The organism is Clostridium sp. LY3-2 (assembly GCF_024705715.1).
Classification (GTDB): domain Bacteria; phylum Bacillota; class Clostridia; order Clostridiales; family Clostridiaceae; genus Clostridium.
In genome coordinates this window covers 21846-37982 of record NZ_JAMDLQ010000028.1, presented here as the reverse complement: position 1 = coordinate 37982, position 16137 = coordinate 21846, and the positions used below count along the sequence as shown (strand labels likewise).

The 16137-nt window shown below is 29.1% G+C and carries 15 protein-coding genes, 1 tRNA gene and 1 pseudogene; 1 reads left to right on the top strand and 16 read right to left on the bottom strand.

Annotated elements, in window-relative coordinates; all coding sequences use genetic code 11:
- Positions 1-12 precede the first annotated feature (12 nt).
- The 10 genes from M4I33_RS09480 to M4I33_RS09435 all read right to left on the bottom strand — a co-directional run bounded on the left by M4I33_RS09480 (position 13) and on the right by M4I33_RS09435 (position 11066).
- Positions 13-1170: a MalY/PatB family protein gene (locus M4I33_RS09480; RefSeq protein WP_257916554.1), complete on the bottom strand. Its 1158-nt coding sequence runs from the start codon at positions 1168-1170 to the stop codon at positions 13-15.
- An 11-nt stretch (positions 1171-1181) separates the two neighbouring features.
- Positions 1182-2213 (bottom strand): M42 family metallopeptidase, encoded by a 1032-nt coding sequence (locus tag M4I33_RS09475; protein WP_257916553.1) that lies wholly within the window; start codon positions 2211-2213, stop codon positions 1182-1184.
- Positions 2214-2225: 12 nt separating this feature from the next.
- A complete protein-coding gene (locus M4I33_RS09470; protein WP_257916552.1) occupies positions 2226-3290 on the bottom strand; it encodes an aminopeptidase P family protein in 1065 nt (354 codons plus the stop codon).
- 88 nt (positions 3291-3378) lie between these two features.
- On the bottom strand, positions 3379-4728 hold the full coding sequence (locus tag M4I33_RS09465) for a PTS sugar transporter subunit IIC (RefSeq protein ID WP_257916551.1): 1350 nt from the start codon (positions 4726-4728) through the stop codon (positions 3379-3381).
- Between the two features lie 33 nt (positions 4729-4761).
- Positions 4762-5091, bottom strand: a complete 330-nt coding sequence (locus M4I33_RS09460) for a PTS sugar transporter subunit IIB (protein ID WP_257916550.1) — start codon at positions 5089-5091, stop codon at positions 4762-4764.
- Positions 5092-5112: 21 nt separating this feature from the next.
- The gene (locus tag M4I33_RS09455; protein ID WP_257916549.1) at positions 5113-5424 is read right to left on the bottom strand and encodes a PTS lactose/cellobiose transporter subunit IIA; all 312 of its coding nucleotides are present in this window, start codon (positions 5422-5424) and stop codon (positions 5113-5115) included.
- Between the two features lie 13 nt (positions 5425-5437).
- Entirely contained in the window at positions 5438-7336 is a 1899-nt protein-coding gene (locus M4I33_RS09450) for a BglG family transcription antiterminator (RefSeq protein WP_257916548.1), read from the bottom strand.
- An 812-nt stretch (positions 7337-8148) separates the two neighbouring features.
- A complete protein-coding gene (locus M4I33_RS09445) occupies positions 8149-9045 on the bottom strand; it encodes a DUF975 family protein (protein WP_257916547.1) in 897 nt (298 codons plus the stop codon).
- A 291-nt stretch (positions 9046-9336) separates the two neighbouring features.
- Complete coding sequence (locus tag M4I33_RS09440; RefSeq protein ID WP_257916546.1) at positions 9337-10341, bottom strand: GGGtGRT protein; 1005 nt, start codon at positions 10339-10341, stop codon at positions 9337-9339.
- 32 nt (positions 10342-10373) lie between these two features.
- Complete coding sequence (locus M4I33_RS09435) at positions 10374-11066, bottom strand: iron-sulfur cluster assembly scaffold protein (RefSeq protein ID WP_194189950.1); 693 nt, start codon at positions 11064-11066, stop codon at positions 10374-10376.
- A gap of 298 nt (positions 11067-11364) precedes the next feature.
- Here M4I33_RS09435 and M4I33_RS09430 point away from each other — a divergent pair.
- Positions 11365-11448, top strand: a tRNA-Leu gene (locus tag M4I33_RS09430).
- A gap of 127 nt (positions 11449-11575) precedes the next feature.
- Here M4I33_RS09430 and tnpA read toward each other — a convergent pair.
- The 6 genes and pseudogenes from tnpA to treC all read right to left on the bottom strand — a co-directional run bounded on the left by tnpA (position 11576) and on the right by treC (position 16119).
- Positions 11576-11968: pseudogene (gene tnpA / locus M4I33_RS09425) on the bottom strand (IS200/IS605 family transposase).
- 291 nt (positions 11969-12259) lie between these two features.
- A complete protein-coding gene (locus M4I33_RS09420; protein ID WP_257916545.1) occupies positions 12260-12538 on the bottom strand; it encodes a hypothetical protein in 279 nt (92 codons plus the stop codon).
- Between the two features lie 66 nt (positions 12539-12604).
- A complete protein-coding gene (locus M4I33_RS09415; protein ID WP_257916544.1) occupies positions 12605-13270 on the bottom strand; it encodes a M15 family metallopeptidase in 666 nt (221 codons plus the stop codon).
- Positions 13271-13423: 153 nt separating this feature from the next.
- Positions 13424-13612 carry a hypothetical protein gene (locus tag M4I33_RS09410; protein ID WP_257916543.1) on the bottom strand — a complete coding sequence of 63 codons (189 nt, stop codon included), beginning with the start codon at positions 13610-13612 and terminating at the stop codon, positions 13424-13426.
- A 54-nt stretch (positions 13613-13666) separates the two neighbouring features.
- Entirely contained in the window at positions 13667-14371 is a 705-nt protein-coding gene (treR, locus tag M4I33_RS09405) for a trehalose operon repressor (protein WP_257916542.1), read from the bottom strand.
- 89 nt (positions 14372-14460) lie between these two features.
- Positions 14461-16119 (bottom strand): alpha,alpha-phosphotrehalase, encoded by a 1659-nt coding sequence (gene treC, locus M4I33_RS09400; protein ID WP_257916541.1) that lies wholly within the window; start codon positions 16117-16119, stop codon positions 14461-14463.
- Between the last annotated feature and the right edge of the window lie 18 nt (positions 16120-16137).

Genomic DNA, 16137 nt, shown 5'->3' with positions numbered 1-16137 from the left:
AATCGTACGTGTTTATTCTAGTGCAGCCCTTATTCTTTCTAAGCCTTTAAAAACCTTTTCTCTAGAACAACCAACATTAAGCCTTATGAAATATTCTCCAACTTTCCCATAAGTATTTCCTGGCATTATAGCAACCTTCCCTTTTTGGATTAATAATATTTGAAATTCTTTACTACTAAGCTTTAAATCCTTAAAGTTGATCCAAGCAAAATAACAACCATCTGGATTTATTAATTTCAAACTTTTTAGATCCTGTTCTAGAATATTTTTAACTAAGTTTATATTTTCTTTTGTATGATTTACTAATTCATCAACCCAATATTCGCATTTGTTATATGCAACAATAGTTGCAATAACAGCAAAGATAGAAGGAGATGATACCGCTTCTTTATCTTTAATTATTTTTATAAATTCATTTCTTAAATTCTTATCTGGAATTATAACGTAAGATCCTGTAAGTGCTGGAATATTAAATGTTTTAGAAGGAGATGAACAAATAATATTTTCTAAACTACCTTCTAATTTAAATATAGGTGTAGTTTTCCTCTCATATGTTATATCCATATGAATATCATCTGAAATAATTTTAACTTTATTATTGTTACATATTTTCACTATCCTTTTTAATTCCTCATAAGTCCAAACTCTACCAGTAGGATTGTGAGGGTTACATAATAAAAACACTTTAGCTTCTTTGCATTTTAATTCAAAATCATCAAAATCTATTAAATATTTATCTTCTTTTAAAACTAAAGAAGATTCTATTACTTTCCTATTATTAGCTGCGATTGTTTTATAAAAGGCATCGTAAGCTGGCGTAAGTATCAAAACACCATCTTCTTCCTCACTAAATAAATTTATAAACTTAGCTACAGAATACATTACACTTGGACTATACACTATCCATTCACTATTAATTTCTGCACCAAACCTCTTTTTGTACCACATTCTTATTGCATCTTTATAATCACTATGATTCCATCTACTATATCCAAAAACACCATGTTCCACTCTTTTTTTCAATGCTTCTATTATTTCTTTAGGTGATTCTAAATCCATATCTGAAATTGTAAATGGCAACAAATCCTTTTCAGAAAATCTATCTTCTATATAATCCCACTGAGTACAATAAGTTCCTCTTCTATCTATTTCCTTATTAAAATCAACCATATATATCACCTCTAATATTTTTTAAATTCATTATAAATATCTCTATTTAATTCCTCTAAAATCTTCTTTATTAATTTTTTAACTTCTATAAAATCATTAATATCAAAAACAGAAACACTTGTATGTGCATTTCTAATTGGAATTATTAATTCTATAGTTATTACACCTTCCTTATGTAAATGAACAGGTCCGCTATCTGTTCCTCCATTCATAATATCAAACTGGAATTTAATATCATTTTCTTTACATATTTCCTTTACAAAGTTATATACTTTTTTATTTGAGATAAACAACTTATTAGCATATACAAGAGCTGGGCCCCCACCTATACGCCTTCCGTTTTTTTGATTTGGTGTATCTTTAGATGATGCAATATCTATAACTATTGCTATATCTGGATTTATAAGATCAACAGAAGTTTCACCACCTCTAGTTCCAGCCTCCTCTTGTACTGTTCCTACACAAAATAAAGTATTCTTACTATCTAAATAATCCTTAAATGTTTCTACGGCTAATACGCAACCTAATCTATCATCTAAGGCTTTTGCTAAAACTTTTTCTTCTCCCATATACTGAAACTTTCTATAAGGAGTAATCATATTTCCCTCTTCTATATTTCTTTTTCTTAATTCTTCACTTGAATTAAATCCTAAATCCACATAAAAATCATCAAAACTTCTAATTTCACCGCTTTTATCCGTAGTTAAAACACCTATAAACTTTTCTCCTAAGCTATTTGTAACTCTTACTTCCATACTTGTAGTCATCATAATATTCCAAGCGCCTATTGGAAATACTTTTATAAATCCGTTGTCATCTATGCTTTTAATGATAAACCCCACCTCATCCATATGTGCAAATAGTCCTATTTTCAATCCATCTTCTTCACCTTTTTTTATTCCTATAATACTTCCTAGATTATCAAACTTTATCTCATCTGAGCATAACTTTATTTCATTTTTAATAATGTCTCGAACTTCATCCTCATTTCCTGAAATACCATCAGCCATACATAACTTCTCAAGTAATTTAATACTTTCCATTATAAATCCCTCCTATAACATAATTAATTCTCTTTTACTTTTTGTTAATCTTTCCCCTATACCATCTATAGCTAAGACAGTATCTTCTATTCTAACTCCACCGACTCCTTCAATATAAATACCAGGTTCAATTGTAAATACAGAATTATTTAAAATACTCTTATTTATTCCACTTTTGATTTCAAAACACTCATGCCCCTCAAGCCCAATACCATGTCCTGTTCCATGTACAAAATATTTATCATATCCTTTATTTCTAATATAATCTCTACAAACTAAGTCTAACTTCTCTATAAGAATCCCGTTAAACACAGCATTAACCCCTTTTTCTTGTGCTTTATAGACAGTATCATAGATTTTTAAAAGTTCTTGATTTCTTATTTCCCCTAAAGCGAAGGTACGAGTTATATCTGATCTATAGCCCTCATATACAACTCCAAAATCAATAGTAACTAATTCACCTTTTTTAAGTCTTTTTTCAGTAGGTCTTCCATGTGGTTTAGCTCCATTTATACCACTTGCAACAATTATTCTAAAGGAATTCTCCACATTTCTTTTTAACATTTCTTTTTCTATAAAGTTTTTAACATCAACCTCTTTAAGATTTTGATTAGCTTTTATAAACTTTAATACCTCTTCATATATTTCATCAGTAATCATACAGGCTTTACGTATTTTATTAATTTCATTTGAGTCTTTAACACTTCTTATATCTTTAATTAAGTTTTCACAAAATAATATATTAGTTTTAGATTTTAATTTAAGGTATTCGCTTACTAAAAACTCATCACTATTTAAGCTCACTTCATTGATTCCTAATGATTTTAATATTTCAGATATTTTACTTATAGGCTCTTTATCATCATCAACTATATCTATGTTTAGACATTGTTTTTTTGCATCTAGTGTATACTTTTTATTTAAGATATAAAAACATTTATCTAAAGTAAGCAGTATATATCCAGAACTAGATTTAAACCCTAAAAGATATTCCCTATCAAATTTATTTTTTATAAGTACTGCCTTTATAGATTTCTCACTTAACTTTTCTCTTAGCTTCTTTAATCTTTCATTCATCTTAACACCCCTTTTATTTATAAGAAATTGGCTTTTAACACTTCTAACAATACTTAAAAAGATGTCACAAATTATGTGACATCTTTTATTAAAAGTCTAAATCTAAATCATCTAAAATTTCTTTATCTTCATTATTAAAGACATCAACACCATTTTCTTTTTCGAATTTCGCTTTAGCTTCTCTTTCTAACTCTTGCTTTTCTAAAATCTTAAAGAATGGATAATATAACCCAAAAGACATAGCTATTTGTAATATTTGAACAAATGGAGTCTTCCAATCGAAGTTAGTTAAATATCCTTCGCAAAATAGTGGTAAATATGGCGGATCAAAAAATGGTCTATCTAAAATACCGAATTTCATAAGAACTAATGGGAAAATCCCAACTAATGTACCCCCTAATATAAAAGGTATTATTAAAACAGGATTCAAAATTACAGGAACCCCAAATAAAACTGGTTCGTTTATTCCAAACAGTGATGGTACAAGTGCAACTCTACCAACTTTTTTATATCTTTGAGATTTAGAAATTAACATTGCAATAACTAATCCAATAGTTACCCCAGACCCTGTAAAGTTAACAAATGCAGAGAACGTTCCTCCTGTAACAAAATGTGGAAGTGCTTGTCCTGCTTCTTTTGCAGCAATATTTTCTGCAAGGTATTGAACAAATATTGGAGATAGTATAGGGCTTAATACAGCTGAGTGTATTCCAAAGAACCAGAATAATAATCTAAGTGCTATTACCCCTGCAACTACCCATAAATTATCTAAAGACCCTATAGCTGGTGCTAAAATTTTCATAATAACTTCCGGAACTAACAATCCGTTTGCTGCTGTTGCAACAACATATCTTAAAGTTAAAAATATGATTGCAACTGCTGCTGTAGGTGTAATAAGTTCAAAAGATTTTGATACGAAATCAGGTACCCCTTCTGGCATTTTAATTACTAATTTATGTACTGTAAAATACCTATAAATTTCAACAACTATAATAGCTACAAAGATACCTGTAAATAATCCTTTTGAATCTAAATATGCAGCATTCATCATGCCATTTTTATCATAAGACACAGTAAGTAGCATATATGCAAATGCAGCTAATGAAACAGAACCTATTGTGTAGATCTTATAATGTTCACTTAAGAAATATGCTATTGCAATAACTCCATATAAACCTATCATCCCTAATGAAAGTTTTATCATTAAATCTATTAAATAAACATTATTTTCAAACCAGCTTTGAACAGCTGCTGAATCTTCAAAAATATTTTTTATTGTTTTTAATGGATATGCTAATGATCCTAATAATAATATTGGAGTTAATACAACCATCCCTTTTTTTACAGCACTTAGATGCTGTTGTTTATCTATCTTATTTGCTATTGGCATTAAAACCTTTTTTATAATAGATTCGAATTTTCCAAATAAAGTTCCCATCTTTCTCCCCCTCTTTTTAGTAGTTTCTTATTACTATCCTCTATGTTTCCTATGTGCTATTAGGGCTTGCTTTAAAACTGTCGCACCATCCATAGCTCCATAAATATCAGAAGTTAATAATACTGTTGGTTTATCATTTTCTAAAGCTATTTCCTTTATATAATCATATTTATGACTTAGTTGTGGACCAACTAAAACTATATCGTAATTTTCAATTTTTTCTGTTAAACTATCAACCGGTATAGCCTCCATAGGTGTAAAGTCTTTTATATCAAGTTTTTGGCTCCCTTTTATAACTTCTTTTATTGAATCCATCATCATTGTAGTTGAAAAACCACCTGCACATACTAATAATATTTTCATAACCTTCTCCTCCTAATTTAACTATATATTTTTATTTGCACACATCTCTACTATTTCTTCTATAAGGTCATATGCCATAAGAGATGTCATTAAATGATCTTGAGCGTGAATCATAAGTAGACTTAACTCAGTTTTTTCTCCCTTTGATTCATTCATAATAAGCTTAGTTTGTACCTCATGTCCCTTTCTAGCTTTTTCTTTTGATATTTTAAGGCTTTCTCTCGCCTTATCTATATTCCCACTTCTTGCAAACCTTAATGCTTTAAAAGCTTCTCCTCTACTATCGCCTGAAGCCCCAATTATCTCTAATGCGTTTTTTTCTAATTCTGTCATTCCCTTTCTCCTCCTATTTATCCATAAAAATTTTTATAAATTCTTTTTTATCATTACATTTTAAAATGCTATCTCTTAAATCTTTGCTATTTATAACTTTAAATAAATTGCTTCCTATCATTTTATGGAGATTCAAGCTACCTTTTTTCATACATATTAAACATATGATATTTATATCTTTGCCTCCCCAATCTATGCTTTCCTCAAATACTGTTATACTTAAGCAATTTCTAAGTGCATTCATTTCCATAGCATGCGGTCCTGCAACACCATTTTTATATGCAGTGCTTAAACTTTTTTCTCTTTTTATTACTAATTCAAAGAAATCTTCATTTACACTGTTAGTATTAAGTAACATGTCAGCTTCTTCTTTTAAAAATTTCTTATAATCTAAATTTTTCCCACCACTTAATCTTTTAAAGAAAACCTCATCTAACATATCTTTATTATTTTCATTTTTTACATCATCTCTTTTAATATCTTTACAAATATCTTCAATTTCTAATTCTGAAAATAAATTATTTATTCTATAGACCTTACCATTTAACACCTCTTCAATTTCAGTGCTTGTAATTATATAACTATAGTTATCTTTTTTCATCTCATCTATTTGAATACTCGTAAATGTACTTATTATAGACTCATTAAGCTCTCTCTCTAGTTTAAGTTTTAACAGATAAGCTAGTCCACCTTCTGTTGGACATATAATAGCAATCTTTTTTCTATCGTTTGATTTAAGCTGTCTTGCTTTTTCAAAGTGAGCTACAAAATGTATTGCAATAAAAGCAATCTCATCTTTTTCAATATTCATATCCCATCTTTTTGAGAAATCATCAGTAAAATTTACTGCTATAGAAACTACAGCTGAGTATCTTGTATTTACTTCATCAAAGTAAGGATTCTTAAGTTGCGTATCTGTTCTTGCCCTACTTATCAACGCACTTAAATGCATAAGTAAATTATTTATAAGTTCATAATCACTTGAAAAAGTTGTATATGCTTTTTTATCAATCTCTTTTAGAATCTCTTCTATATCTTTTTTGACTTTAGTTTTTACAATATCACTTTGTAAAAACATCTTAGACTTATATAGTATCTGAGCTGCTAAATAATCTACTTCAATTCTAGGAATATTAATATTTAGCTCATTTTCTATTAAATCAAATATTCTTTTTGATATAGACCTAAGCTTGTTATATACATCAATCTCACCTATTATATCCTTATTGCTTGTATCCTCTTTAATAAAGTTTTCACTTTCAAGCCTTAAAATAAGAATTTGCAAGTGATTAAAAATATTTTCTATAGCTAAGTTACTTATATCAATTTTTTCTTTAATAACTTCTTTTAAAAATATTTCCTTTACCTTAAAAAACACACCCTTATACTTATTTTTAGAAATACTTATACTACTATTGTGCCTATAAAGGTAATTAGAAAATGCTTTTCTAATTCCGATTTCACTTCCTTTAACAAGAATTCCAAAGCTTGACTTAGATTCTAATTTTAAATTAAGTTCTTCGATTATTCTTTTGACTTCTTCTAAATCTTTAATTATAGTGCTCCTGCTATAATCTAATCTCTCACTGATTTCATCTATTGTAATATATCCATTGTTCGTTAAAAGTATCTCTATGATTCTATTAATTCTTTCCCCCTTTATAAGATAGCTTGAATTAATTTCATTTATTGATTCCTTATAACTTTTGTATTTATCACTATCTGTAATTTTAAGTATATAACCCTTACCCCTAATATTTTCTATTAAAAATCCATTTTTTAAAGTTTCTAAGTTGATATCCTTAATTTCATTTCTAATAGTTCTATCAGAAACTTTAACCTTATCTACTAATTCTTTTAAGCTAACTGGATTGCTTTCAGTTAGATTTTGAATTATCAATTTTTTCCTCATATTTTTCACCCTCTGTTAAGATTTCATTTGATTTAAACCGTTTATGTAATCTATGATTTTATTATAAATTACCTTTTATTAGTCGAACAGTTTTAATATTTCCATATTTTTATGAAAAAAGCAAATCAACGCAAAAAAGCCATGTCTTATTAGACATAGCTTTTTTGCTAACATATTTCTCACTATATGTTTTTTTGTTAATTATCCGCTAATTAACCTTTCCGCTTTTTACCACATTCCCCTAACGGTTAAAATACCCTTACTATTTTAACCATGTTTTAAACCCTCTTTTTAATTCCGTTCACTCCAACTTGAATAACAAAGCCCATATGCTATTCTATATATAATAAAGAGCCCCCTCCTTATTAATCTAAATTAAAATTAACCCTCCCCGAAAATTCAGTTAATTTTAATTTTAAGTAGTTGTTGTACATTTATTATTTCATAAGGATTTTTTAGTGATGTGTTATTTTAGAAAATAAATTATTCCAACTAATAATTCCTTTCCGCCTTCCCCTAATGGTATTCTAACTTGAATTATAGTTTTTTTCATCATTCTTTTATATTGTTAATCATTTGTTATTTTAGTTCATTTTATGTTCAATATTTTCTCATTTATTATTTTATATATTTATAATTTAGATAATATTTCAGAAATATTATTGAATAATTAGCGTTTGTATACATTTTTTCTATTTCTAATATTATTAGTTAATTTTTATTAGTAAATGCTTCTTTATCCTGTTTTTTAGTTATAGAATCAAAAAAAGAGAGAATAACCTTTGTTATTCTCTCTTAATAAAAACTAAATTTTACTTTTCAGTATCATCTTCTATTGTCTCTTCTATTACTTCTTCTTTAGGCTTTGAAGCAGATTCTATAACACCTACTGTTTCAGTTTCTCCTTCGTTAGTTCCAGAGAAAACTGTGTTTTCAACTATTATTTCTTCATCTACTGAATCTGTGCTTTCTTCTAAGTCTTCTTTAGCTTCATTTTTTCCGTTTAATTCTCTCTTTAATTCAAGATAGAATTGAGCCATAGAAGCATTGTAGTAAGGGATAAACCAAACTGAATAAATTCCGCAAGTTATAATAACTATTAAGAACCAACCTATAAATGAAAGTTGAGTTAAGAATAATTTTCCTTTGTAACCTTTCATCATTTCGATTGACTTTCCGAAACTATCTTTAACAGAGTTTCCTTCTACTATTAAAAACTTAGTACAGAAGAAGAATAAATTAAATATTATTCCTGCAACTATTGCGATAATAACAAGGATAATAATTTCTCCAACTAAACCGCCTAAATCTCCAATACCTATTCCATAATATAATAATAAATCAATATTACGTATATAATCTAATAGTTTAAATATTATTGGAATACAAAGTATTAAGCTAACAATTAAACTAAATAAACCTACAAAGATTGTATATCCAACATATCTAAAATAAGTTTTAGGACTAACTTTTAAACTAGCTAACTTACCTCTACCTGTTTTTACGATATTTAAGAAGAAAGCTGTCATAGCAACTCCTATGAAGGCTTCAACCATACAAGCTAGTAATGTAAATCCTACTCCTAAGTACATATTAACTTCAGCAATGCAAAGCGCTAATACTATTGAACTTAATGAAACACCTAAGATAACCGCTTTATCTTCTTTCATTTTTTCTCTTGCTCTAAATTTTATAATTCCTATATCCATAATAATTCCTCCTATCCTCTCTTTAATTATACGGCAATAGCATCCTATTAACCATCTAATATAGGTTAAATTCACCACATTTTAACATAATATAACTACAGTTCAAATAAACTATAATTTATTAATAAACTAGATAAAAAATTTTATGTCCACCTTACTATTAGTATTACCTTAATGTAGATTTGAACACTATTTTTTTAAAATATAATTATATTTTTATAATTCCTCTAAATACAAAAAGTACCACAACCTAAGTTGTGGTACTAAAAAATTTAAAATATTAATTTTAAATTATTTGTTTTTCATTCCTTCTTCTACAGCAACAGCAACTGCAACAGTAGCTCCTACCATTGGGTTGTTACCCATTCCGATAAGACCCATCATTTCAACGTGAGCTGGAACTGATGATGATCCTGCGAATTGTGCATCTGAGTGCATTCTTCCCATAGTATCAGTCATACCGTATGAAGCTGGACCTGCAGCCATGTTATCTGGGTGAAGAGTTCTTCCTGTACCACCACCTGATGCTACTGAGAAGTATTTTTTACCTTGCTCTACACACTCTTTTTTGTAAGTTCCAGCAACTGGGTGTTGGAATCTTGTAGGGTTAGTTGAGTTACCAGTGATTGAAACGTCAACTCCTTCGTGATGCATTATAGCAACACCTTCTCTAACGTCGTCTGAACCGTAGCATTTAACTTTAGCTCTGTCTCCGTTTGAGTAAGCAGTTTCTTTAACTATGTTTAATTTTCCTGTAGCATAGTCAAATTTAGTTTCAACATAAGTAAATCCGTTGATTCTTGAGATGATCATAGCAGCGTCTTTTCCAAGACCGTTTAAGATAACTCTTAAATCTTCTTTTCTTACTTTGTTAGCTTTTTCAGCTATTTTGATAGCTCCTTCAGCAGCAGCGAATGATTCGTGTCCTGCTAAGAAAGCGAAACATTTAGTTTCTTCTCTTAAAAGCATAGCTCCTAAGTTTCCGTGTCCTAAACCAACTTTTCTGTCGTCAGCAACTGAACCAGGGATACAGAAAGCTTGTAATCCTTCTCCGATAGCTTCAGCAGCTTCAGCAGCAGTTGTACATCCTTTTTTGATTGCTATAGCAGCACCTAAAGTGTATGCCCATTTAGCATTTTCGAATGCGATTGGTTGAGTTTCTTCAGTGATTTTGTATGGATCGATTCCGATTTCATCACAAACTACTTTCGCATCTTCTATTGTTTTCATTCCGTATTTGTTTAATACAGGAACGATTTGATCTATTCTTCTTTCATAACTTTCAAATAATGCCATGATTAAAAATCCTCCTTACAACTTTTAATAAATTATTCGTGTCTTGGGTCTACTAATTTAACAGCGTCTGCAACTCTTCCGTATTGTCCGCTTGCTTTTTCCATAGCTTCGTTAGCTGTCATTCCTTTACCAACGAACTCCATCATTCTTCCAAGGTGAACGAATTTGTAACCGATAATTTGGTTGTCTGCATCTAAAGCAACTTTAGTTACGTAACCTTCAGCCATTTCTAAGTATCTAGGTCCTTTAGCAACTGTACCGTACATAGTACCAACTTGTGATCTAAGACCTTTTCCTAAATCTTCAAGTCCAGCTCCTATTGGAAGTCCGCCTTCTGAGAATGCAGTTTGAGATCTTCCGTATACGATTTGTAAGAATAATTCTCTCATTGCAGTGTTTATAGCATCACAAACTAAGTCTGTGTTTAATGCTTCTAATATAGTTTTTCCTGGTAATATTTCTGAAGCCATTGCTGCAGAGTGAGTCATACCTGAACATCCTATAGTTTCTATTAATGCTTCCTCTATTATTCCATCTTTAACGTTTAAAGTAAGCTTACAAGCTCCTTGTTGAGGTGCACACCAACCTATACCGTGAGTAAGACCTGAAATATCACTTACTTCTTTTGCTGCTACCCATCTTCCTTCTACAGGGATTGGTGCTGGTCCGTGGTTAGGTCCTTTTGCGATTACACACATTTCTTCAACTTCTTTTGAATACATCATATTCTAATTACTCCTCCCTAATTATTAGATTCTAAACTACGAGTTTTATCTCTAGTTTATTTTCTAGCTAGGTCAAAAACTGTCCCTGTGGGATAGTTTTATCCTAAATATATTTTAGCAAATCTACCACAATCAAACAACCTTATTCTTTCATTTTTTTTTAATATTTTTCTATATCCTTTATTTTTCCCCATTTTTAAGGGGTTATTAAACTTTTTTTATTTCTCTCTTTGTTAATTTAATTGCAATCTTTTACTTTCCTATGCTATAATATTTTATACAAGTTGCAAATTTTTATGCCACCATGGCGGAACTGGCAGACGCACATGACTCAAAATCATGCGGTTTTACCGTGTGGGTTCGATTCCCACTGGTGGCACCAAATAAATTATTAAAACCTATAAAACGTTGATTTCACTTGTTCTCAACATTTTATAGGTTTTCTTTTTTGAAAAAGTAGTGCAAATATTGCACTACTTAATTTTCTACAAAATACAAAATCACCCTCTTTATTTTTTTTGGTTTCTTATATATTCTTCTATTGCTTTTTTATTTCTTCCTACTGTATCCACATAAAATCCTCTACACCAAAAATGTCTATTCCAATATTTATATTTTAAATTTGAAAATCTTTCGAAAATCATTAATCTACTTTTACATTTTAGAAATCCTACAAAGCTAGAAACACTGATTTTAGGTGGAATTTATACTAACATGTGAATGTGATCTATACAAGCATGCGTTTTGAGAATTTCAATACCTTTCCACTCACATAATTACCTTAATATTTTCCCTATTTCTTCTTTCTTTTCTCCGTAGATTTTTTTCCTTCTATATTTTGGAGCAAATACTATGTGATATTTACAATTCCATTTTGTGTGTCATAAACTATTAATATCCATTACTGATGCCTCCTTTTACTATTTAAATTTGGCTGCGAACCTAATTTAATTTTAGCAAAATAAGGTTTTTTACATATTACAACAGCAAAATTTTTCTGAACACACTCGCATAGCAGGTGTTTTATAAAGACAATAAAAATATCGCAAATTCACCACTGAATAATGCGATATCTATAGTATATTTTAGTACCTAATTCAAGATTTAAACCGAATATTTTTATTAGTTTTACTAAGTAGCTCGAAACTTTTCCTATATTGATACCTATATACTACCTATATTAACAATTTCTATTATGTATAGTCATGTCTTCGATTTGCTACTACAATAAAAGAAAATATTAATGAAATTAGAGGAAAAATAATATTCCAAGAACTTAAAGTAATTTCTGATTTAGGGTAATAGTGCATAATATATAAAATTTCATATAAAATATTTAAAAACAAAGTTGTTAAAGGTCCAATAAATGTTTTTTTTGCAACATAAGCTACTAAAACACCTAATCCAATAACTATCATTGGGACAATTACTAATTGCATTAAAAATGGATCCATTAAATCAATAAACTTCATAACATTTCTCCTTTCACCTTAACCCTAAGGTATCCCTGTAAGTATAACAAATTTAACTAATTTAATCTAAGCTTTATCCCTTAGATATTCCTCTAAAGTAATATTTTGATTGTGAATTATCTTCGCAGCCTCTTTACCAACATATCTTACGTGCCAAGGCTCGTATGATATACCTGTTACTGATTCCTTCCCTTCTGGGTATCTTATAATAAATCCATACTTATAGCAGTTATCATTTAACCAGTCCGCTTCCTTTGTTCCTTTAGCAAAATATTTTCCTTCGTTTCTTATATCTATGCAAAGCCCTGTTTGGTGTTCGCTAAAACCTGGTTTTGCAACGTACGCATCAGCCATTTTCTTTCCTTCTGATTGAACTCTATTATTATAAGTTTGTACCTGTGATTTATATGATCTATATCCTGAATTACCTAAAAGGATTATCCCTTCGTTTTTAGCATCCTTAAACATCTCTTCTAGGCTTTTAGCTATTCTTTTAGATACATGCTTTTCTTCATTACTAGAGCTATTATTAAACCTTATATTTGGTATTACAAGCTTATCGTCTTGATAATCTTTATCTACACCATTTTCTTTATTTACTAAAACTAGTTCATTATCTTTTATATTTTTATGAATAATTGGGCTCTTATAACTTTCCTTATGTAGCATTTCTCCTAAAAAAATATAACCGCCGCAACATAATAAAATAATTAATATAATAACTTTTTTCATCCTCTACACCTCTTTTTATAATATATTTTCATTATAAAAAGTAGGTTTTAAAATAATTATAAGAAAACCTTACGAAACCTTACGTTTAAATCTATAAAAAGAAAAATACCGTATATTTAATTTAAAATATACGGCATTTTATAAATTCACTCTCTATTTTAATAAAAAATCTAACTCTTCCTTTGATTCAAACCAAACCTCACTATACCCGCAATCTAAGCAGATATAATAGTTAGGGTTTAAAAGTTTTGTTTTGAATCCTTCTCTAGCCTTTACTGGTAGTGCTTTTACTTTTTTAACTTTAGTAGAATCACATTTAAAACATTTCATTTTATTTTTCATAAATTCTCCCCTAAAATTTAAAGCACAAGGTTTATCCTTATGCTTTTTAAAACTTTATCTTCTTGCAAAATCTACAAATTTGAATTTATCAGGTCTGTGCCTTGATTCAGTGTATTGAAAAAGAGTAGTATCGTTTAGATAAGTGTAGCTTTTAACTACAACTACCATATCATAATGCTCTAAATCTAAAAGTCTTTTATCTTCTGTAGATGCCTTTTGAACTGTTATTTCTTTTTTTGCGTAAGAAATTTTAAGCCCGAGCTCTCCTTCTATATATTCATAAAGAGATCTTTTACAAACATCTAAAGTTAAAGTTTGAATTATACTTCCGTTTAAGTAGTCTTTATCTAAAATTATATTTTCTCCATCTATATTCCTAACTCTTACTACTTTCCAGATATGGTCTCCTTCACTTAGCTCTAATTTTACTTTCATTTTTTCGTCAGCTGCTTTTAAGCTAAATTCTTCAACTTGAGTTTTAATCTCTTTACCCATCTTTTTTGTAAGCTCGTAGAAACTAGTTATACCTGAAACAGGAAAATCAAATTTATTTCTATCTAAAACGAAAGAACCTTTACCTTTTAATTTTTGAATATAACCATTTTGCTCTAAAAGGTTTAATGATTTTCTTATAGTATCTCTTGATACATCATACTGCTTCATTAAATCTGATTCAGATTTTAACTTTTCTCCATTTTTTAATATACCGTTTTCTATATCTCCTACAAACTCATTGTATATACTTACGTATTTACTCATGTTGCACCTCTTAACTTTAAAATCTTTACATATATTATACTATATTAAAATAAGCTTAGGCTACCTTATTTGTAGCCTAAGCTTAACCTTTAACTTAATTTATATATTATAGATTCGTAAGGTCTTAATTTTAATCTTTTTAAATCTAAACTACTATCATCATAGTTTGATAAAAGAATTTTTATATCCTTGTCTTTAAAGTATTTTTCTTCTATAGAGATTTCAGTTTCTACATCATAAAAGTTATTTATAACTATTAATGATTCTCCTTTATACTCTCTCTTATAAGCATAAACTTTCTCGTGGTCCTCATTTAATATTTTATAATCACCTAAAGAAACTATTTCCTCTTCTTTTCTTATCTCTATAAGCTTTTTATAATGATAAAATACTGAAGTTTTATCTTCTAATGCATTTTTAGCGTTTATATTTATATAGTTTTTCGAAGTGTTAATCCAAGGTGTTCCTTTCGTAAATCCAGCATTTTTAGAATCATCCCATTGAACTGGAGTTCTAGAGTTATCCCTTGATTTTGAGTTAAGTATTTTTATTATATCTTTTTCTAAAGCACCTGATTCTTTTAAAATATTATAATAATTAATAGATTCTACGTCTTTGTATTCATCTATACTTTCAAAATCTGGGTTAGTCATCCCAAACTCTTCCCCTTGGAAGATATAAGGAGTTCCACTCATCATATGAATTGAAGTCGCTAGCATCTTTGAAGATTCTTTGTGATATTTTTCTGTGTTTCCAAACCTTGAATTTACTCTAGGTTGATCGTGGTTACACCAAAAAAGTGCATTAAACCCTCCGCCTTTTATCATTTCTTCTTGCCAAGTGCTAAATAACTCTTTAAGCTTTTTAAAATCAAAATCCATTAAAGACCACTTTTCACCGTCTTTGTAATCTACCTTTAAATGGTGGAAATTAAATACCATGCTTAATTCCTTTTCTTTAGGGTTTGAGTATTTTATGCAATTATCTATTGAAGTTGATGACATCTCACCTACCGTTATTACGTCGTCATATTTTCCAAAGGTATTTTCGTTTAGTTCTTTTAAGTATTTGTGGATATTAGGTCCGTCAGTATAAAACCTTCTTCCATCCCCTAAAAGGTCATCTTCATATACCTTTGGTTTTGAAATTAAATTTATTACATCTAGTCTAAAACCTTTAACTCCCTTTTGAAGCCAAAAGTTTACTACTTTATAAATCTCTTTTCTTAGTTCTTCATTATCCCAATTTAAATCAGCTTGAGTTACATCAAATAAATGAAGATAATATTCATCTAAACTTTCAACGTACTCCCAAGCGTTTCCTCCAAACTTTGAAATCCAGTTTGTAGGCTCCTTTTTATCTTTACCTTTTTTAAATATATAAAAATCTTTATATTTCTTTTCACCTTTTAATGCCCTCTTAAACCAAACGTGTTCAGTTGATGTGTGATTAAACACCATATCTAGCATTATTTTAATATCTCTCTTTTTTGCTTCACTAACTAAAGTTTCGAAATCTTCCATAGTTCCAAACTTTGGATCTACTTTATAATAATCAGCTACGTCGTAGCCGTTATCTTTTTGTGGTGACACATAAAACGGAGTCAGCCATATATAATCTATTCCTAAAGTTTTTAAATAATCTAATTTTTCTACTATTCCTTTTAAATCTCCAAGTCCATCTCCATTTGAATCCTTAAATGATTTAGGATAAATTTGATAAACTACACTGTTTTTTAAGTCACTCATTTTAAACCTCCAACTTAT